At 64.2% G+C, this 19,326-nt stretch carries 17 protein-coding genes; 6 read left to right on the forward strand and 11 right to left on the reverse strand.

Annotated elements, in window-relative coordinates; genetic code table 11:
• Positions 1-29: 29 nt before the first annotated feature.
• Entirely contained in the window at positions 30-854 is an 825-nt protein-coding gene (locus tag ACX4ZE_RS05310; protein ID WP_480272162.1) for a DUF3097 domain-containing protein, read from the forward strand.
• Positions 855-1,004: 150 nt separating this feature from the next.
• Positions 1,005-1,820 (forward strand): hypothetical protein, encoded by an 816-nt coding sequence (locus ACX4ZE_RS05315; protein ID WP_480272163.1) that lies wholly within the window; start codon positions 1,005-1,007, stop codon positions 1,818-1,820.
• Positions 1,821-1,934: 114 nt separating this feature from the next.
• Here the strand turns inward: ACX4ZE_RS05315 and ACX4ZE_RS05320 are convergent, their stop codons facing one another.
• The 8 genes from ACX4ZE_RS05320 to ACX4ZE_RS05355 form a co-directional block, all read right to left on the reverse strand.
• The gene (locus tag ACX4ZE_RS05320; RefSeq protein ID WP_480272164.1) at positions 1,935-2,993 is read right to left on the reverse strand and encodes a ferrochelatase; all 1,059 of its coding nucleotides are present in this window, start codon (positions 2,991-2,993) and stop codon (positions 1,935-1,937) included.
• 25 nt (positions 2,994-3,018) lie between these two features.
• Positions 3,019-3,855, reverse strand: a complete 837-nt coding sequence (inhA, locus tag ACX4ZE_RS05325; RefSeq protein WP_480272165.1) for an NADH-dependent enoyl-ACP reductase InhA — start codon at positions 3,853-3,855, stop codon at positions 3,019-3,021.
• An 80-nt stretch (positions 3,856-3,935) separates the two neighbouring features.
• The gene (gene fabG1, locus ACX4ZE_RS05330) at positions 3,936-4,652 is read right to left on the reverse strand and encodes a 3-oxoacyl-ACP reductase FabG1 (protein ID WP_480272166.1); all 717 of its coding nucleotides are present in this window, start codon (positions 4,650-4,652) and stop codon (positions 3,936-3,938) included.
• Between the two features lie 111 nt (positions 4,653-4,763).
• The gene (locus ACX4ZE_RS05335) at positions 4,764-5,765 is read right to left on the reverse strand and encodes a VWA domain-containing protein (RefSeq protein ID WP_480272167.1); all 1,002 of its coding nucleotides are present in this window, start codon (positions 5,763-5,765) and stop codon (positions 4,764-4,766) included.
• On the reverse strand, positions 5,762-6,712 hold the full coding sequence (locus tag ACX4ZE_RS05340) for a DUF58 domain-containing protein (RefSeq protein WP_480272252.1): 951 nt from the start codon (positions 6,710-6,712) through the stop codon (positions 5,762-5,764). Before ACX4ZE_RS05340 ends, ACX4ZE_RS05335 begins: the two co-directional genes overlap by 4 nt.
• Positions 6,713-6,744: 32 nt before the next feature.
• On the reverse strand, positions 6,745-7,941 hold the full coding sequence (locus ACX4ZE_RS05345; protein WP_480272168.1) for an AAA family ATPase: 1,197 nt from the start codon (positions 7,939-7,941) through the stop codon (positions 6,745-6,747).
• Between the two features lie 133 nt (positions 7,942-8,074).
• The gene (locus tag ACX4ZE_RS05350; RefSeq protein WP_480272169.1) at positions 8,075-9,481 is read right to left on the reverse strand and encodes an NlpC/P60 family protein; all 1,407 of its coding nucleotides are present in this window, start codon (positions 9,479-9,481) and stop codon (positions 8,075-8,077) included.
• A 345-nt stretch (positions 9,482-9,826) separates the two neighbouring features.
• Positions 9,827-10,366 carry an Rv1476 family membrane protein gene (locus ACX4ZE_RS05355; RefSeq protein ID WP_480272170.1) on the reverse strand — a complete coding sequence of 180 codons (540 nt, stop codon included), beginning with the start codon at positions 10,364-10,366 and terminating at the stop codon, positions 9,827-9,829.
• A gap of 277 nt (positions 10,367-10,643) precedes the next feature.
• Here ACX4ZE_RS05355 and acnA point away from each other — a divergent pair, with 277 nt between their 5' ends.
• The 4 genes from acnA to ACX4ZE_RS05375 all read left to right on the forward strand — a co-directional run bounded on the left by acnA (position 10,644) and on the right by ACX4ZE_RS05375 (position 15,878).
• Positions 10,644-13,490 (forward strand): aconitate hydratase AcnA, encoded by a 2,847-nt coding sequence (gene acnA / locus ACX4ZE_RS05360; protein ID WP_480272171.1) that lies wholly within the window; start codon positions 10,644-10,646, stop codon positions 13,488-13,490.
• Between the two features lie 369 nt (positions 13,491-13,859).
• The gene (locus ACX4ZE_RS05365) at positions 13,860-14,456 is read left to right on the forward strand and encodes a TetR/AcrR family transcriptional regulator (RefSeq protein WP_480272172.1); all 597 of its coding nucleotides are present in this window, start codon (positions 13,860-13,862) and stop codon (positions 14,454-14,456) included.
• Positions 14,457-14,601: 145 nt separating this feature from the next.
• Entirely contained in the window at positions 14,602-14,904 is a 303-nt protein-coding gene (locus ACX4ZE_RS05370; RefSeq protein WP_480272173.1) for a hypothetical protein, read from the forward strand.
• Between the two features lie 11 nt (positions 14,905-14,915).
• Positions 14,916-15,878: an MvdC/MvdD family ATP grasp protein gene (locus ACX4ZE_RS05375; RefSeq protein WP_480272174.1), complete on the forward strand. Its 963-nt coding sequence runs from the start codon at positions 14,916-14,918 to the stop codon at positions 15,876-15,878.
• A 197-nt stretch (positions 15,879-16,075) separates the two neighbouring features.
• Here ACX4ZE_RS05375 and ACX4ZE_RS05380 read toward each other — a convergent pair whose 3' ends face one another.
• The 3 genes from ACX4ZE_RS05380 to ACX4ZE_RS05390 all read right to left on the reverse strand — a co-directional run bounded on the left by ACX4ZE_RS05380 (position 16,076) and on the right by ACX4ZE_RS05390 (position 19,323).
• Positions 16,076-16,309: a helix-turn-helix domain-containing protein gene (locus ACX4ZE_RS05380; RefSeq protein ID WP_480272175.1), complete on the reverse strand. Its 234-nt coding sequence runs from the start codon at positions 16,307-16,309 to the stop codon at positions 16,076-16,078.
• An 81-nt stretch (positions 16,310-16,390) separates the two neighbouring features.
• The gene (locus ACX4ZE_RS05385) at positions 16,391-18,022 is read right to left on the reverse strand and encodes an ABC-F family ATP-binding cassette domain-containing protein (RefSeq protein WP_480272253.1); all 1,632 of its coding nucleotides are present in this window, start codon (positions 18,020-18,022) and stop codon (positions 16,391-16,393) included.
• A 347-nt stretch (positions 18,023-18,369) separates the two neighbouring features.
• On the reverse strand, positions 18,370-19,323 hold the full coding sequence (locus ACX4ZE_RS05390) for an SAM-dependent methyltransferase (protein ID WP_480272176.1): 954 nt from the start codon (positions 19,321-19,323) through the stop codon (positions 18,370-18,372).
• Positions 19,324-19,326: the final 3 nt, after the last annotated feature.

Here is a 19,326-nt window from a genome sequence, read left to right on the forward strand (position 1 = left end):
ACCCTCAGCGACAGTGCTAGCTTCAGGTGATGAGCGGGCGTGACGGATATGGCGACATCTTCTCCGGACATTCTCGATCGAAGCGGTCGGTCCCAACGGTTACCGCGGAACGCGATCTGGTCGTCGAAGACGCCGCGACAGGATTCTGTGGCGCCGTGGTCGGTTTCGATCGCAGCTACGACGGTGAGTTCGTGAAACTGGAGGACGCCCACGGCGTGGTGCGTCTGTTCGCGTTGCGCGCGGCCGCGTTTCTGCTGGACGGTATTCCAGTGACACTGGTCCGCCCGACCGAGGCGCCACCGAGACGGCAAGCTCGCTCGGCCTCCGGATCCACTCGGGTACATGGGCTGCGTGCCCAGGTAGCGCGTGGCAGCAGGATCTGGGTGGAAGGCGTGCACGACGCAGCCCTCGTCGAACGGGTGTGGGGCCACGATCTACGCGTCGAAGGCGTCGTTGTCGAACAGCTGGAGGGCTTGGACAACCTGGCTGAGCGGCTAGCGGCATTCGAACCCCGGCCGGGCAGGCGAGTCGGAGTGCTCGTCGACCATTTGGTGGCCGGGTCCAAGGAGACGCAACTGAGCACCGGGCTCGGACCGCATGTCCTGGTGACCGGGCATCCCTATGTCGATATCTGGCAGGCAGTACGGCCCGCAGCCGTCGGGATCGCGCAGTGGCCGCGAGTGCCACACGGCGAGGACTGGAAGACCGGAGTCTGCAGGCGGCTGCGCTGGGGCACTCCACAGAACGGATGGCGCCGGGTATACGACGCGGTGACATCCTTCCGGGATCTGGAGGCGCCGCTCATCGGTGCGGTGGAGCGCCTCATCGACTTCGTCGTCACCGAGCCGGGCTGAACCCTTTCCGGAACGGGCCAGGTCGCCGGTCGGTGTCCAGACCGGTCCGGAAACCCGCACGAAAGCCCTACTCGCGGCATGCGCGCTGCTCACGAATGCCCTTGTGCATGGCTGCCCGCCGGTAACGCCTACCCCTTATGCTCGGTAATTATGTGCTCTCCAAGTGCGACGCTGACCGTGTGGGCGAGCTCCTGGCTGGCCGGCCGCAGTGCGCCCGACGACGTTCTGGCAGCCTTGCACGCCTGGGCGCCCGGACACACCATCGCGGCGGGTGACCCGCTCACCGGCGGCCGCACCGACCTGCCCTGGCCCGCGCACGGTGACCTGCCGGGAAGCGGAATCATGGCCCTGCTCACCGTGATACGCAAGTTCATGACGCAGCCGGGAGCGCAGCTGCGGCTGGTGCTCCCGGTTCCCGGCGATGTGCGTGGAGTCCCCCTCGCAACAGCGTTCGCCGCCGATGTCATCGACGCGGAGGAAGGCATCCTGATCGGTGTACCAGGCACCGACGGCACCGGCCTCATCCCGCAACGGGTCACCGAAGACACTCTGCAGTGGACCGTCTACAGCACCCCCATCCCTACCGGTCCCGACACCGATATGTCGCTCGGTGAAGCCGAATACGCTATGCGCGAAGCGGTCCGCGACGCCGCGGACGCACTCATGGAGCTGCACACCACCTCGGTCGGCACGACCGATTCCGATCCACGTGAACTCATCGAGGCCGAACTCGCCGACTACTCCCGGCACGACTATCCCAGATCGATTCCGCTGCGCGCCCGGCGTATTCTCGATACCGCCGACCATGTCGCGGCCATCCTCACTGTCGCCCAGCGGGAACCTGCCTCCGCTCCCACCTCCGCCAGTGCGATCGGCGCGCAGGAATCGCTGCTACGCCCGCTGTGGGACGTGATCCGCGACGCTCGACTGGTCGCAGTGCACGCCTCGGTGCGCGGCGGCCGCTGACCCCCCTTGGCTCCTCTGCTCGCTTACCACCCCGAGCTCTGCCCGATCGGCGGACGAAACGCGTCACCCCGATGGCACGACCGCGGATGCCGCGGCAGAGCACCGGCACCTATGTCAATTCACCGCGCCAGGACGACGGGCCTCGGAACAACAACCAGGGGCACAGGGGGCGCCGTCGCGGGTGCAACCGTATCCAGGGACAGCACCGAGCCGACCGGGCTCACTCGCATGCGTATGTTCGGAGATCAACTCGACGACCAACTTCGCGAAACGGGGATCTGCGCCCGGCGTGGCGGCGCGCGCGAACTCCATGCCGAGCTCGGCGGCCTTCTTCGCGGCCTCGGTGTCGAGATCCCAGACGACCTCGAGGTGATCAGAGACGAAACCGACCGGGCAGACCACGACGGCGACGACCCCCTGCGCCGCGAGATCCACCAGGTGATCGACGATATCCGGCTCCAGCCATGGGACTTGCGGCGGACCGGAGCGTGACTGCCAGACCAGGTCATAGTCGGTGAAACCGGTTGCCGATGCGCATAATCGGGCCGCCTCCGCGACCTGACGGCTATAGAGTCTACCGCCCTCGGTGGGCGGACCCGCGGCGACGTCGGCCGAGACCGGGACGGAGTGCGCGGTGAAGACCAGCCGGGCATCGGTGCGGCGGCCGAATGAAAGCCGTTCGCGTGCCGCACTGATCGCATCGGCGAACGCCTCGATCAACAAGGGGTGGTCGAAGTACTGCCGCAGTTTCACCAGCTCCGGCGCATTCGATCCGAAAGCGGCACGCGCCCTTGCGATGTCCTCATCATACTGCAGACAGCCGGAGTAGCCACCCCATGCCGAGGTCGGGAACACCAGGGCGGAGCCGATGCCGTCGGCGGCCATTCGCGCGACGGTATCCTCCACCAGGGGATGCCAGTTCCGGTTGCCGAAGTAGACCGGCAAATCCAGCCCCGCCGCGGTTAATTCGCCCTCGACTGCCGAGATGATGTCCCGGTTGAGCGCGTTGATCGGCGAGACGCCGCCGAAGTGCAGGTAATGCTCGGCGACCACTTCCAGGCGTGCGCGCGGAACTCCCCTGCCCCGAGTGACATTCTCCAGAAATGGCATCACATCCTCGGGGCGCTCCGGACCGCCGAAAGACAGCACCAACAGCGCCTCAGGTGCCCGCATCACGGTGTTTCCCATCGTGTTCGGCTCAGTTGATCGACATGCTCTCGGGGAACCAGGTGTTATGGCTGGCTCCGCCGTCGACGTAGATGATCGAGCCTGTCGTGCCCGGCAACCAATCCGACAGCAGCGCCACGACCGACTTCGCTACCACCGTCGGGTCGTTGACATCCCAGCCGATCGGCGAGGCGCCCGCCCAGTACTCGTTGAGCTGATTCAGCTTGGCCGCATCGTCGGTCGCGGTGCCCGCGATGGCTTTGGCGGCCAGGGTCTTGATCGGACCCGCGGCGATCAGGTTGGAGCGGATCCGCTTGGCCGCACCCACTTCCCGCGCCACATACCGGTTCACCGATTCCAACGCCGCCTTGGCCACGCCCATCCAGTTGTAATATGGCATCGCGGTGCGCGGATCGAAGTCCATGCCGACGATCGATCCGCCCTCGTTCATTACCGGAAGTATCGCACGCGACAACGAGGCATAGCTCCACGCCGAGATCTCGAATGCTTTGGCGGCGTCCGGGCCCGGCCCTTCGAGGAACGATCGAGCCTCCGGCCCCATCAGAGTGCGAGGCGCGAACGCGATCGAGTGCAGCACCCCATCGATTCCCTCGGGCGCCAGTTCCCGCACCTTACCTGCCAGCGCGGCGAGATCCTCCTCGTTGGTGACGTCCAGCCCGATGGCAGGCGGAACTTCCTCCGGCAGACGTTTGGCGATCCGATCGATCAGCCGCAGTCGCTCCGGGATACCGGTGATGACCACCTTCGCGCCCTGCTCCTGCGCGACCGTCGCCGCGTGGAACGCGATCGACGAATCGGTAATGATTCCGGTGACCAGGATGGTCTTACCTTCGAGCAGTCCGCCCATGAGTTCTCGGTTCTCCTGAAATTCGATTGTGAGTGCCTGCGACGCCCGCGGCCTGCCGCGCTATGCGTTGGTCGATGTGTTCAATGGCCCATGCCCATGCCGCCGTCGACCGGGATCACGGCGCCGGTGATATATCCTGCTTCGTCGGAGGCGAGGAAACTGATGACCGCGGCAACGTCTTCGGGCTTGCCGTAGCGCTGGAGCGGGATGGCCTGTAACGCCATTTCCTTGTATTTGTCCTCCATCGCGTTGGTCATATCGGTCTCGATGAAACCCGGTGCGACCACATTCGCGGTGATGGACCGAGACCCGAGCTCGCGAGTGATGGAACGGGCCATACCGATGACGCCCGCTTTCGATGCGGCGTAGTTGACCTGCCCTGGCACGCCGGCCAAACCGACCACCGAACCGAGGAAGACGATCCGACCCCAGCGCGCTCGCAGCATGGCGCGATTGGCGCGCTTGGCGACGCGGAACGCTCCGGTCAGGTTCGCATCGATGACCTTGGTGAACTGCTCCTCGCTCATTCGCATCAGCAGCGTGTCATCAGTAATGCCCGCATTGGCCACCAGCACCTCGACCGGCCCCTGGTGCGCTTCCACCTCGGCGAACGCATTGTCCACCGACGCACTGTCGGTCACATCGCATTTCACTCCGAACAGGCCGTCCGGCACCCCCGATCCACGATGCGTGACGGCCACCTTGTGACCGTCGGCAAGCAGACGCTGCGCGACCGCGAGACCGATGCCGCGGTTACCGCCGGTCACCAGAACCGACCGGGATGTGATGTTCGACATGAGGTTCAACCTACCTGGTCCGGTTCGATCGGTACGACCGGCCCGCCGGGGGGCACACCTCGACCGGCGGTGAACGGGATACCGCGATCTGCGCGCTGTCGACACACCCGGCTACGGCAACCGCTGGCGGTAGAGCAGCCCGGTCACCACACCACCCGCTGTGATGAGCAGGCCGAGCAGCAACCACGGTCGACTCACATCCCCCCTGGTCAACTCGTATCCGATCTGCTGCTCGAGAGTGTCGTACACCGAAGTGAGTTCACCCATGCTCGACGCCTTGAAGAAGTCGCCACCGGACAGTTTCGCGATCTCCCGCAGCGACTCGTCGTCGACCGGCACCTGCTGCCGTGATTGTCCGCCCTCGCTGTCCGGTATCTCGACCGTGCCCCATGCGGTGCCGAACGAAATCGCCGAGATGGGGACGCCTTTGCTCTTGGCGAGCCGGGCCGCGACATACTCGTGCCGTGGGTTGTTGAAGTCTTCGAAGGAAGGGACCGTCTGCTTTCCGTCCGACATCAGCACGATCCGCGCCGGTGGCGGTTCACTGGCTCCGCCGAGCACTGTGGCGAGCGTGTCGATCGCCTGCAGCGCGGTGATGATGCCTTCTCCCGTCGCGGTACGTTCGGCAAGTTTGGCATTGTCGATGGCGGCTTTGACCGCTTCGTGGTTCGTCGTCGGCGACACCATCACCGACGCGGTTCCCGCGAAGGTGACGAAACCGATGTTCACACCCTTCGGCAGGCCGTCGACGAATTCCTTGCCCGCGTCCTTGGCGACCTGGAAGCGACTCGGTGCCACGTCCGTCGCCTCCATCGACAACGACACATCCATGACGATCATGACGGTCGCGCGATTACGCGGCACCTTCTTCACCGCCGTAGGCCCCGCCGCGGCGATGGTGAGGAATACCAGGCCTATCAGCACTAGTGCGATGGCCACGTGCCGGAACGGACCCGGCCGCGAGGGCGCGACTTTCTCCAACAATTGCATATTGGTGAACGTCAACATGTGCTTGCGCCGGTTGCGCTGTACCGCGACATAGCCGAGCGCGATCAGCACGATGACGACCAGGAATCCGAGCCAGATCTGTGCGGTGAAATGCGAAATACTCACTGACGTGGCACCCGCCCGGTCGGGGCGCCGAAGCTATGGCGCCGGGTGGACACGAACCGGACCACATCGGCGATCCAGTCTCGATCGGTGCGCAGCGTGAGCACCGGCGCGCCACAATTACGCAAGGCCTGTTCGACCTGTTGTCGATGGCGTTGCGCCGCTGCGGCGAAATCGGCGCGCAAGGTTGGGGTCACGCTGAACTCGCGGGTGCGCCCGGTCTCCGGGTCATGCAGCACAACGTCGCCGATATCGGGCAGCGACAGATCGCGCGGGTCGAGTATCTCGACCGCGAGCAGATCGTGTCTGGCGGAGATGGCACGCAGCGAACGCTGCCAATCGATCTCCCCCAGGAAATCGCTGATGATCACCGCGAGCCCGCGTTTACGCTGCGGGCGGCGCAACGATTCGATACCGCCGCGCAGGTCGCCGCGCACACCGTCACGCACGTGCGGAGTGGTCGCGATGTCACGTAACAGCGACTGGGCGTGAATGCGCCCACTTCGAGCCGGGATACGGACCAATCGCTCACCGGTGGCGACCACCGCGCCGATCCGGTTGCCGCCGCCGCTGGTCAGATGTGTGACAGCGGCTGCGGCGGCAATGGCGAGATCACGCTTCTGGCAGGCGGCGGTGCCGAAGTCGAGGCTGGCCGACAAGTCGATCACCATCCAGGTCTCCAGTTCCCGATCGGCGATCATCTGCCGCACATGCGGATGAGTGGTCCGCGCGGTGACCGACCAGTCCATCTGGCGCACATCGTCACCCGGCTGATATACGCGCGCCTCGCCCGGTTCGGAGCCTGGGCCAGGGATGAGCCCGAGATGATCACCGTGCAGCACACCGTCGAGTCTGCGACGCACGGTGAGCTCGAGGGTTTTCAGCGCGACCGAAAGCCTAGGGTCGGTCAACCCCCCTGCCTGGAAAGACGGCGGCGCGTGTGATGGCATCGGCACTGACACAACCGGATCCGATGCCGGGGTCACTTCGGCGGGATGGTGCCCACGGGCTGCGATGGCTGCCCGTTCGGTGGCTGGGGCGAGGTCTGCTGTGGCGTAGGCGCTTGCGGATTCTGCTGATGCGGAGCGCTCTGCGACCCGGTGGCCGGGTGCGGGGCCGGCCCGCCCGGCACGACAGCTTGCGGGGCGACCTGCGGCAGACCGACAGTTTGCAGCACACGCCTGATCACATCCTCCGGGCTGACCTCGTCGGCGAGGGCGTCGTAGGACAACACCAGCCGGTGCCGCAATACGTCCGGAATCACTTCGACGACATCCTGCGGTACGACGTAATCGCGGCCGCGGATCAGCGCGACGGCGCGAGCCGCGGCGATGATGCCGAGGCTGGCACGCGGTGAAGCGCCGTAGGAGATCCAGTTCGCCACATCCTGCATGCCGAAGTCGGCAGGCTTGCGGGTCGCCGCGATCACACGGACCACATAGTCGACGAGAGCGTGATGCACGAAGGTGTCGGCCGCGACCTTCTGCAGCCGGATCAAGTCCTCAGGCCGCAGTATGCGACTCGCCTCCGGCGCGGACACCCCCATCCGGTAGATGATCTCGCGCTCCTCCTCCACCGAGGGGTAATCGACGACGACCTTGAACAGAAAGCGGTCCCGCTGCGCTTCGGGCAGCGGGTACACTCCCTCGCTCTCGATCGGATTCTGTGTCGCCATAACTAGGAACGGATCCGGCATCGGGTAGGTCTTGCCACCGATCGAGACATGGCGTTCGGCCATCACCTCCAGCAGAGCCGACTGCACCTTGGCCGGCGCGCGGTTGATCTCGTCTGCGAGTACGAAGTTCGCCACGACCGGGCCGAGTTCAGTGTCGAACTCCTCGCGGCCCTGTCGGTAGATGCGCGTACCGATGAGATCGGTGGGCACCAGGTCCGGCGTGAACTGCACGCGGGCGAACGAGCCACCGACCACCTTGGCGAAGGTCTCCACAGCCAGCGTCTTCGCGATACCAGGGACACCCTCGAGTAGCACGTGACCACGCGCGAGGACTCCGACGAGCAGTCGTTCGACCAGACGGTCCTGACCCACGATCACTCGCTTGACCTCGTAGATCGCCTTCTCCAGGAGCTGGACGTCACTCCCGAGGCCGCCGGGCGCGGAAGCAGGCGCATCCTTCACCGAGCTCGCTCCGCTCACACCGTCCGTCGAAGTCACCAACATCCCCGCTTTCGCCTTGGTCCTGTGCGTGCTGCCACAACTATTCCAGGTATCGCCCACCTGCGCCGCAACCGGACCCGACAAGATGGGAATTCAGGGTTCACCACGCCGCTCGATATCCAGAATGTCCGATATTTCAGGCGACTATCCGTACCGCGTACGGCATGATGCCATCCTCGCGGACCGGGGAAACTTTGACTACGTCACCGGACTGCGGTGCTTCGATCATCTGTCCGTCACCAAGGTACAGCGCTACATGTCGACTACCGTTGGCTCCCCAGAACAGCATGTCGCCGCGCTCGCGCTGTCCGACCGGCACCCGCGTGCCCGCGTTGTACTGGTAACCGCTGTAGTGCGGCAACGCGACTCCGATGCCCGCGAACGCGTAAACCATCAGGCCTGAGCAATCGAAACCCACTTTGTCGAAATCGCCGTGCCGGTCCGCGATGCCGCCGTCGCGGATACCCAGGGTCGGCCCACCCTCGTCGCCGCCACCCCACGCGTAGGTGGTGCCGAGCTGGGACATGGCTCGGTCGATCACGGTCTCGATCGCCGCCGGGCCACTGACCGGGGGTGGGTTCGGCCGTGGGGCGTTACGTCGCGGCGGCGTGTCCTCCAGCTGAGTATGCGGGCGCTTTCCCGCCGCCAGTTCGGCGGCGCGATCACGCGCCGCCTGGTCGGCGGACGAACGGGCCTCGGCGGCCGCGCGCACTGCCGCTTCTTCGGCTCTGCGCCGCACGTCCCGGGACTGGAATGCGCTGCGCTGTTCTTGCAAACCGGCTACACGCTGCCGCGCCTGATCCAGCCTGCTCTGCGCGTCGTGGTGCCTGCGCAGCAGGTCGTTGCGTTGGGCAATCTGCTGATCGAGCTGGGCTCGCGTCGTGGCGACCGCGTTCTCCGCCTCGGCCTTGCGTGCCGCGGCGGTGGCGACGGCCGCGTCCGCGACTGCCTTCGCATGGCGGGCGCTGGAACTCTTGTTGCCCTGATCGATCTGCGCCCAGCGCAGGCGATCCAGCACCTGCTGCCGGTTCGCCGAGACCAGCGTGAGCAGCTGCGCACGATCGAGCATCTCCGCCGGGGTGGCGGCCGTGAGATAAACGACTATCGAATCGGAGCTCGGCCGGGTATATGCCTGGATAGCGAACTGGTCGAAGTCACGTCGCGCCTGACCCACCCGCGCTACAGCGGCGGCCAGCGCGTGCTCGGTTTCGACAACAGCGACGGTTGCCGCATCAGCGGCGGCCCGCGCGACCTGCAGATCCACCAGCGCCTTATTGGCTTCTTCCCGGCGCTGGGCGACCACATTGTCGAGCTGCCGCAGCCGCTGATCGACCTCGGCGATCTGGTTGATCAACATACCCACCTCGGCCACTCCGGCTTCGACCTGCGCGCCGACCTCGACAATCTGACTGTCGCTGGAATTTTGCGGAGTAAGCGGATCAGCGGCGGCCGGTCGAGGTGCGATCAGTGCAGTAGCTACAGATAGCAACCAAATAGCAATCCATAATGGGCGCCAGCCGACCGACTCGGCGTTACTGCGCATCACACCTCCCGAAGACCGGATTACAGCGATACCCAGAACACAAGGTGGACCATGACGCACTGTTCAATGCATGCTCTAAGGACACATAGTCCCCTAGTGGATGCCATTCGGAACGCACGACACCACGACAGGGGAAGAATTGTGGCAACCGAGTAGCACTCGCAGTTTTGCGTTGCCAAAAATTAGCTATATACGGTTTCGTCTTCTGGAGACTGAAGCAAACCAACCGAATGAAAAATTAGCTAATAGGATGCTGAAGACTCTGATCGACGTCTGTATGCGATATCGGGGCGCTCTTCACTCGCGCAAAGGCTTCCTCATGAAGTCACAACCGATTGCCAGGATTCACGCGGAGCCGGGGGAAGCTTTGCGCGCGCGCCTGGCCTTGATCCAGGCCAACCCGGCGACCACCGCCAACGTCCCGGCCAGCAGAATGCAGGTGACAGCAGTCCACGACACCGATTCCGGTGTCTCCAGACGGTCGACGAAGCCGCTCGCAGCCCGTACGTTCGCACCGTGACTGTACTTTGCGGCGTCTTCGGCCCATTCCAGCCGCACACGGCTGAACGTATCGCTATAGGTGCCGACCCAATCGTCGCTGAAAACGACGACGGTACCGCCCTGGGTCTTACCCACTTCGGTAGCCAGGTCGCGAAGGCTCGACTCGCGTCCCGGGTTGCCGGGGACAACCACGATGCTCAGCGGAATTCCATGCGATCGTGCGTCCGCCGCGATAGCCACCAACGCCGCCTCGTCCCTGCCGGTCAACGTCGCGACATGGTCGTGCGCCAAATCCTCATTGAGCGAGCGCACGGTGTCGGCGGTGACATTCGGCGGCAATTCGGTGGCCAAAGGGGTGAAAACGGAGGTGTGCGGGGCGGTCATCTTCCATCCGGTCTGTCGAGCCGCATCGGCATCCGCATCCGAGGCGACGGGCGTCCAGCACTGCAGGGTCGGGCGATATCCTCCTTGCTGGCTCGAAAGCACAGTACGCGACGGGGTGTCGCATCATCGATACCCGGCACGCCGAACCACCCCCCACCACTTCACAGGACAAGCGTACTGTTAAGGTCGCAATGCGAGGAAACCAGCGCTCATCGGCGCCGGAGCACCTCCGAAGTCTCGGTCGCAGGCACAGCCCCGTCTGCGACCACCCTCACAGATGAGTGGAGCTGACGTGACGAAAAGTATCGATACTTTCGGCGCCAAGGGCACTCTGGAGGTCGGAAGCGACTCCTACGAGATCTTCCGCCTCTCCGCCGTGCCCGGCACCGAAAAACTCCCCTACGCGTTGAAGGTCCTTGCGGAGAATCTGCTCCGTACCGAGGACGGCACCAACATCACCGCCGATCATATTCGCGCCATCGCGAACTGGAATCCTTCCGCGCAGCCCGACACCGAGATCCAATTCACCCCTGCTCGCGTCATCATGCAGGACTTCACTGGTGTGCCGTGCATCGTGGACCTGGCCACCATGCGCGAGGCCGTGGCCACCCTTGGTGGCGACCCGGACAAAGTGAACCCGCTCGCACCCGCCGAGATGGTCATCGACCACTCTGTGATCATCGACGTCTTCGGCCGCGAAGACGCCTTCCGACGCAACGTCGACATCGAATACCAGCGCAACGGTGAGCGCTACCAGTTCCTGCGCTGGGGCCAGACCGCGTTCGACGACTTCAAGGTCGTCCCGCCCAGCACCGGCATCGTGCACCAGGTCAACATCGAGCACCTGGCCCGAGTCGTCATGGTCCGCGAGAACAAGCAGGGCGCGGTCCAGGCTTATCCGGACACTTGTGTGGGTACCGACTCACACACCACGATGGTCAATGGCCTCGGCGTCCTCGGCTGGGGCGTCGGCGGTATCGAGGCCGAGGCGGCCATGCTCGGCCAGCCCGTCTCGATGCTGATCCCGCGCGTGGTCGGCTTCAAACTGACCGGCGAGATCAAACCGGGGGTGACCGCGACCGATGTGGTGCTCACCGTCACCGACATGCTGCGCAAGCACGGCGTGGTCGGCAAGTTCGTCGAGTTCTACGGCAAGGGCGTGGCCGAAGTACCGCTGGCCAACCGCGCCACCCTCGGCAACATGAGCCCGGAATTCGGTTCCACTGCGGCGATCTTCCCGATCGACGACGTGACCGTCGACTACCTGCGCCTGACCGGCCGTACCGAAGAGCAGGTCGCGCTGGTCGAGGCCTACGCCAAGGAGCAAGGACTCTGGCACGACGCGGACAACGAGCCCGCCTACTCCGAATACCTCGAGCTGGACCTGAGCACCGTGGTGCCGTCCATCGCAGGCCCGAAGCGCCCGCAGGACCGCATCCTGCTGTCGGAGTCCAAGGTCGCCTTCCGTAAGGACATCCACAACTACACCAGCGACGAGGTCAGCGGTCCTGCCGCGAGCACGCCGCACTCGAACCTGGACGAGGCCATCGAGGAATCCTTCCCCGCAAGCGATCCCGCGGTGCTGTCTTTCGCCGACGACGACGCCGCGCTGGTGTCGGCCGCCGATAACGCCGAGGGCCGTCCGTCCAAGCCGGTCAAGGTGAGCACTGAGGAGTACGGCGACTTCGTACTCGACCATGGCGCGGTAGTAGTCGCTTCGATCACTTCGTGCACCAACACCTCCAACCCGTCGGTCATGCTCGGCGCCGCCCTGCTCGCCCGCAACGCGGTGGACAAGGGCTTGACCCGCAAGCCGTGGGTGAAGACGTCCATGGCACCGGGTTCCCAGGTCGTCAACGGCTACTACGAGAAGGCCGGCCTGTGGCCGTACCTGGACAAGTTGGGCTTCAACCTGGTCGCCTTCGGCTGCGCCACCTGCATCGGCAACACCGGGCCACTGCCGGAAGAGATCTCCAAAGCGGTCAACGACAACGACCTCACCGTCACTGCGGTGTTGTCGGGCAACCGCAACTTCGAGGGCCGAATCTCCCCCGACGTGAAGATGAACTATCTGGCTTCCCCGCCGCTGGTCATCGCCTACGCGCTCGCGGGAACCATGGACTTCGACTTCGAACACGACGCGCTGGGCAAGGGCACCGACGGCAAGGACGTGTACCTGAAAGATATCTGGCCCTCGCCGCAAGAGATCCAGGAGACCATCGACCGGGTCATTTCCCGCGACATGTTCCTCGAGGACTACAAAGACGTCTTCAAGGGCGACGAACGCTGGCGCAGCCTGCCCACTCCGGAAGGCAGGACCTTCGAATGGGCCGAGGAATCCACCTATGTGCGCAAGCCCCCGTACTTCGAGGGCATGCCGCAGACCCCGGAGCCGGTCACCGACATCATCGGCGCTCGGGTGCTCGCGTTGCTCGGCGACTCGGTTACCACCGACCACATCTCCCCGGCGGGCAACATCAAACCGGGTACCCCAGCCGCGCAATATCTGGAAGATAACGGCGTCGAACGCAAGGATTACAATTCCTACGGCTCGCGTCGCGGTAACCACGAAGTGATGATCCGCGGCACCTTCGCCAACATCCGGCTGCGCAATCAGTTGCTCGACGACGTCTCCGGCGGCTACACCCGCGACTTTACCCAGGAGGGTGGCCCGCAGGCATTCATCTACGACGCCGCGCAGAACTACCAGGCCGCGGGCATCCCGTTGGTCGTGCTCGGTGGCAAGGAGTACGGCTCGGGCTCATCGCGTGACTGGGCCGCGAAGGGCACCCGTCTGCTCGGCGTGAAGGCTGTCATCGCGGAGTCGTTCGAACGCATCCACCGCTCCAACCTCATCGGCATGGGCGTCATCCCGCTGCAGTTCCCCGCGAACGAGTCGGCTGCGTCGCTGAAGCTGGACGGTACCGAGACCTTCGTTATCGAGGGCGTCACCGCGTTGAACGAGGGGGTTACTCCGAAAACCCTGAAGGTCACCGCCACCAAGGAGAACGGTGACAAGATCACTTTCGACGCCGTGGTGCGGATCGATACCCCCGGTGAGGCCGACTACTACCGCAACGGCGGCATCCTGCAGTACGTGCTGCGCAATATGATCAGGGCTTGATCGCACCGCCTTCGGCGGCGCGTGTTCGCGCCCTTCGAATCTCGTGTTCGCGTGCCCGAGACTCCCGCTTGCCGTCGACAAGTCGTGAGCGGGGTCCTGCATGGTTACGCAGGACCCCTCCTCCCGACCTGACCACGCACGGCAAGGCGAGTGCGCTCTGGGTGCGTGAATGCGAGATGGTCGCGAACATCGCTCATAAGACTCACTCCGCCTGGACTGCGAAGCGCGAATGAGAACAGGCCCCCTGGGGCATCAGTGCTTCAGAACGCCGGATACGGCCGCTCGGATCACTGCTCGCCTCGTACTGTGAGACCCCTGGTCGGTGAAGGGCCGATTCCGGGGCCAATGCATTCCCGATAGAGGAGCCCGATGCCCAAGGTCAGTGACGATCATCTTGCCGCTCGGCGCAGCCAGATCCTCGACGGGGCACGCCGCTGCTTCGCCGAGTACGGTTACGACGGCGCCACCGTGCGTCGCCTGGAGGAGGAGATCGGGCTATCCAGGGGCGCTATTTTCCACCATTTCCGCGATAAGGACGCGCTCTTCCTCGCCCTCGCTCAGGAGGACGCCGAACGCATGGCCGATGTCGCGGCCAACCAGGGCATCGTGCAGGTGATGCGCGATATGCTCGCCCATCCCGAGCAATTCACCTGGCTCGGAACACGTTTGGAAATCGCGCGACGGCTGCGCACCGATCCCGAGTTCCGTGCGAGCTGGACCCAGCGTTCAGCCGAACTCACCGCCGCCACCCTGGCCCGCCTGGAACGGCGCAAGGCAGCGGGCGCGTTACGCGACGATGTCCCCACCGACGTCCTGCTCGGCTATCTCGACCTTGTCCTCGACGGCCTGATCGCCCGGATCGCCTCTGGGCACACCAATGAGAATCTCTCCGCGGTATTGGATCTCGTCGAAGCTTCGGTCCGCCGCGGACACCCTAGAGAGCGTATGAGTTCAGCTCGACAGTAACGACAACAACCACTTCCAATCAATCGGAAATATTGCGACATTCGATTAACTAAGCCGCAATTAAATTTGCAAACAGCCGGTAAAGCTCGTGATTTGAGCTTATCGAGATCCTCCTCGCGTTATAATCGATCACACGCTCAGGGGCGTGGCAGAGGGTGAGCAGATCGGAGAGAAGGCTATGACCGACGCAATCCGCCTTCCTGGATCGACGCCGAAGGGTAATCCCGTCCCTCCGTCGCGGGGGCTGCCGGTCGGCCACCCTGTGACCATCTCGGAGTCGCCGACGTATACCCGTAGTGACGACCAGCTACACCGGCTCGCCGAAGCCTCGGCCGCCGGACCACGCTTCGCCGGTCGCACGAACGCGAGTGGCACGCCGTTCACCTACTGCCGAACCATATCGCGCGACGGGGTCGACGACGGCATCGACTGCGACAGTCTCGATTGAGCGGCGGGCGCATGACGACGCGCCAAAAGAGCTCGGTGCTGATCGTCTCCGAAGCCGATGATCTCCATAGCACTGCGATGGCAGTGACCTTACGAGAACACCACGAGGTCTACCCGATTCAGCTCGACCTGCGCGATTTTCCCCGAGAATCGGGCAGTTTCCGACTCGACCGGCTCGGTACCGCGCGCTCGATGTCACACCTGATCGGTCTCGACGACGTCCGGTCGGTATGGTGGCGGCACCCGCACCCCGCGCAGGTGCCCGCTGGAGTCGCGGCCTCGGACAACGCCTTCCGCCAAGCCGAATGCGATAGTTTCATCCAGGGCTTGCTCTGGTCCATCCCGGCTTGCTGGGTCAACGATCCCGGCGCCGACCGCACCGCAGCGCGCAAAATCGTGCAGCTGGAGACCGCGCTGCGGGCCGGGTTCGCCGTGCCGGAAACCTTGATCACCAACGACCCGGACGAGGCACGTAGTTTCATCGGATCCCGGCACGGCCCTGTCGTTTACAAAAGCACCGGTACCAGCCGGGTCGGGTGCACCGAGACCCGGATCATCTCTGGAGATGGTCTCGGCAGGCTCACCTCGATTCGTTCGGCGCCGACCATCTTCCAAGACTATGTCGACGCCAGCTGCGATTTCCGTGTCACCTGGGTAGAGGGGACCGAATGGACCGCACGCATCGACGCACAGCCGGGCGTCGGCACAACGGACTCCCGGCTGAACACCTCGGTGAATTTCCGGCCCACCCAGTTACCCGCTACAGTAAGCAAGTCGCTGGCCACTCTGATGGGCGCGCTCGGACTGTCCTTCGGAGTATTGGATATCCGGCTCGGCCGCGACGGCGAGTACTACTTCCTCGAAGTCGATCCACAAGGGCAGTTCGCCTATCTGGAGATCAAGACCGGGTTGCCGATCTTCCGCAGCCTGGCCAATCTTCTGGTGAACGGTGACGGCATGGTGGCGGACTACTGAGGGCATACGGAAATCCCACACAGCGCGCATGCGCCACACCACAGGGCTTGCCTGGGTGTTGCTCGACTCCCGAACTCAGCGAGCCGCGCCGGGCGGCACGCGACTGGCGGGGGTCGCGCCTCGTCCCGGCCACCACCCGGCGCTCCGGGTACGACCGATGGTGGCCGACGAGCAGCCTGCCGGATACGCGACCGGCGCTACTGGCTCTTACGGCGATTGGCTCCACCTCGGCTGCGGAGCTGCACATGCGACTCCACCAACACATTGTGGATGAAACCGTAAGAGCGGCCGGTGGACCGCGCCAATGATCGGATACTCGCACCCGCCTCGTATTGCTTCTTCAACTGAGTTTGCAGACGGTCACGTGACTTTCCGGTGACACGCGTGCCCTTACCCAGTGTGGTCTTACCTTGTATGGGTCTGTCGCTCATGGCTTCCTCCGAGTCGCCGAGCAGCGTCCCTCCAGGCTAAGCACTCCGCGAGCGGTGATCAACGGGTTGCTGTGATGAAACTCACGCAAGCTGAATGAGTTCCAGATATTCGGCCGACCAATGATCTTCCGTCCCGTCCGGAAGGAGGATGACTCGTTCCGGAGACAATGCCTCCGCCGCACCCGGATCGTGCGTCACCAACACCACGGCACCTGCATATGTGCGCAACGCGTCCAGCACCTGCTCGCGCGACACCGGGTCGAGGTTGTTCGTCGGTTCGTCCAGCAGCAGCACGTTCGCCGCCGAAGAGACCAGACCGGCCAGCGCCAAACGGGTCTTCTCCCCGCCCGAGAGGGTACCCGCAGGCTGGTCCAGCTGTGGACCGGAGAACATGAATGCTCCGAGCAGACCACGCAGCTGCTGTTCGCCCGCGTCCGGCGCGGCGTGGCGGATGTTCTCCCAGACGGTGGCGTTGTCGTCGAGGGTGTCGTGCTCTTGCGCGAAGTATCCGACCTTCAGGCCGTGGCCGGGCATCAGTCCGCCCGCAGTAGGCTGCTCGACCCCGGCCAGCAAGCGCAACAGCGTGGTTTTGCCCGCGCCGTTGAGCCCGAGTACCACCACCCGGCTACCTCGGTCGATCGCGAGGTCGACGCCGGTGAAGATCTCCAACGAACCATAGACTTTGGTGATGTTCTCGGCCATCAGTGGCGTCTTACCGCAAGGCGCCGGCTCGGGAAACTTGATCCTGGCGACCTTGTCCGCGACACGCACGTCGTCGAGTTCGGCGAGCAAGCGATCAGCACGTTTGGCCATGTTCTGCGCCGCAGTCGCTTTTGTAGCCTTCGCGCCGAGTTTAGCCGCCTGAGCGCGCAGCGCGCTCGCCTTCTTCTCCGCGTTCGCGCGTTCGCGACGCCTGCGCTGCTCATCGGTAGCGCGCGCGTCCAGGTATTTCTTCCAGCCCATGTTGTAGACATCGGCTTCGCCGCGCACCGCGTCCAGGAACCAGACTTTGTTCACCACATCGGCGAGCAGTTCCACGTCGTGACTGATCACGATCAGGCCACCGTCGTGGTTCTGCAGGAAACCACGCAGCCAGGTGATCGAATCGGCGTCGAGATGGTTGGTCGGCTCATCCAGCAACAAGATAGTGTCCGACCGGCCGCCACTGCCATCAGAGGCAGCGAACAGAATGCGTGCCAGCTCGATCCGACGGCGCTGACCACCGGAGAGGGTACGCAACGGCTGCCCGAGCACTCGATCCGGCAAACCGAGGCTATGACAGATTCGCGCCGCCTCGCTCTCGGCGACATAGCCGCCGAGAGCGGAGAAGCGCTCTTCGAGCCTGCCGTACTTGCGGATCGCCTTCTCGCGCTCCTTGTCGTCGGCAACTTCGGCCATCAGCGCCTGCTGTTTCTCCATCTCACGGATCAACGTGTCCAGGCCGCGGGCGGACAACACCCGGTCGCGGGCCAATATGTCCAAGTTGCCCTCGCGGGGATCCTGCGGCAGATAACCGACCTCGCTCGAGCGTAGGATCTTCCCGGCGTACGGCTCGCCCTCGCCCGCCAGAATACGCAGCGTGGTCGTCTTGCCCGCACCGTTGCGCCCGACCAATCCGATCCGGTCGCCGGCCTGCACCCGCAATGCTGGTCCGGGGGCCGACAGCAAGGTGCGGACTCCGGCCCGGACTTCCAGGTCGGTCGCGGTGATCACAAAATTCTCCTCGCGGATCGTGGTTCTGCTCAATTGTGCGAACGATGCGCACAAGAGCCACCGATTTTACCCGGAGCGAACCGGCCACCCCCATTCCAGCCCTCCGAAAACGATGCGGCCGCCGCGACCTGTCCACCGAGCTTGCCCCAACGATTCGGAATCCTCTTGATCGGACGTCCGGAAGAAGCCGATCGTGGAGTCACGAACAGGTGCGCGGGCCCGTCACCGCAGCGGTCTCGGGAAGCTCGGTCGAATACTCGTGGATTACCGCAGTCCAGTCGTCGACGACGAGTACATCCGCATCAATGTGTGCGCAATAAACTCCCCCGACCTTGCCGAATCCCGCGTCAACGCGGTTTGCGGGCGATAACGGTGGGAAAGATTCGAGCCCGGTCGTCGATGAACTCGATATCGGCGAACCCAGCCTGCTCCAGCTGCTTTCGAATTCGGATATGTGTACAGAAGTTACTCCATTTTACTTCGATGAGCCGAGTGAACAAGACCTCCTGGAGGGCCAGGGAATCCGAATCGATTTCGGCCACACGCCATGGCGAGTCCGCCGAAACCGATGGTGGTGGCGTGAGAAAACTGGTGACCAGTGTTCCGCCTGGCTTCAAAGAGTCGGAGAACGAGCGGTACAGCGCCATGATACGGCCGTCGTCGGGTTCATATATGTTGAGACCGTTGCTGGCCAGCGCATCGACCTCTGCATTCAAGCCGGTAGCCCAGGCATCCGCACAACGCAGCGATACGCGGTCAGCCAGTCCACATTCGGTGGCCAGGATTCGTGCCTCGTCAAGGGCTGCTCGATCGAGGTCGATACCGACAAGCGTGACGTCATCGAACCCGGCGTAGTCGAGTAGCAGCAGCTCCCCCATCATCCCGCACGGGACCGACGCAAGAATCGCTCCTCGGCTGATCAGATTCTGCAACCGCTGCCGGAAGATGCTGAAGCGTTCTCGCGTCGCGAGAATCAACGGCATGGTCTCGAAGAGCCGATATTCGAGATCGTCTGGGGATCCAGCAGTGAGAGTGCCAGGACGATAGGTGACCAACCGATGCGTCCAGTACGCATTCAGACCCTGATTCTCCAGCAGGAACCGGCCCAGGTCGAACGTGGCCAACTGCTCGAGCAGCGCGACCTGCTGATCGATCGTGGCGCCGGGTAAGTCTCCTGCCGCACGCAAGCGCGCCTTCGCCGCCGCCATCATCTCCTTGTATCCGAGACCTGCGTGCACGCCGTGCGAAATCACGTGTCCCACACCGCCGATACCGGCTGCGGAATCGTTCGAGTGTGCCACTTA

Source organism: Nocardia sp. TBRC8007 (assembly GCF_056629435.1).

Excerpts from the sequence above, each read along its gene's own strand:
- ACX4ZE_RS05310 (WP_480272162.1), top strand. The coding sequence starts at position 30 with ATGAGCGGGCGTGACGGATATGGCGACATCTTCTCCGGACATTCTCGA.
- ACX4ZE_RS05315 (WP_480272163.1), top strand. The coding sequence starts at position 1,005 with ATGTGCTCTCCAAGTGCGACGCTGACCGTGTGGGCGAGCTCCTGGCTG.
- ACX4ZE_RS05320 (WP_480272164.1), bottom strand. The coding sequence starts at position 2,993 with ATGCGGGCACCTGAGGCGCTGTTGGTGCTGTCTTTCGGCGGTCCGGAG.
- inhA (WP_480272165.1), bottom strand. The coding sequence starts at position 3,855 with ATGGGCGGACTGCTCGAAGGTAAGACCATCCTGGTCACCGGAATCATT.
- fabG1 (WP_480272166.1), bottom strand. The coding sequence starts at position 4,652 with ATGTCGAACATCACATCCCGGTCGGTTCTGGTGACCGGCGGTAACCGC.
- ACX4ZE_RS05340 (WP_480272252.1), bottom strand. The coding sequence starts at position 6,712 with ATGCCATCACACGCGCCGCCGTCTTTCCAGGCAGGGGGGTTGACCGAC.
- ACX4ZE_RS05345 (WP_480272168.1), bottom strand. The coding sequence starts at position 7,941 with ATGTTGGTGACTTCGACGGACGGTGTGAGCGGAGCGAGCTCGGTGAAG.
- ACX4ZE_RS05350 (WP_480272169.1), bottom strand. The coding sequence starts at position 9,481 with ATGCGCAGTAACGCCGAGTCGGTCGGCTGGCGCCCATTATGGATTGCT.
- ACX4ZE_RS05355 (WP_480272170.1), bottom strand. The coding sequence starts at position 10,366 with ATGACCGCCCCGCACACCTCCGTTTTCACCCCTTTGGCCACCGAATTG.
- acnA (WP_480272171.1), top strand. The coding sequence starts at position 10,644 with ATGAGTGGAGCTGACGTGACGAAAAGTATCGATACTTTCGGCGCCAAG.
- ACX4ZE_RS05365 (WP_480272172.1), top strand. The coding sequence starts at position 13,860 with ATGCCCAAGGTCAGTGACGATCATCTTGCCGCTCGGCGCAGCCAGATC.
- ACX4ZE_RS05375 (WP_480272174.1), top strand. The coding sequence starts at position 14,916 with ATGACGACGCGCCAAAAGAGCTCGGTGCTGATCGTCTCCGAAGCCGAT.
- ACX4ZE_RS05380 (WP_480272175.1), bottom strand. The coding sequence starts at position 16,309 with ATGAGCGACAGACCCATACAAGGTAAGACCACACTGGGTAAGGGCACG.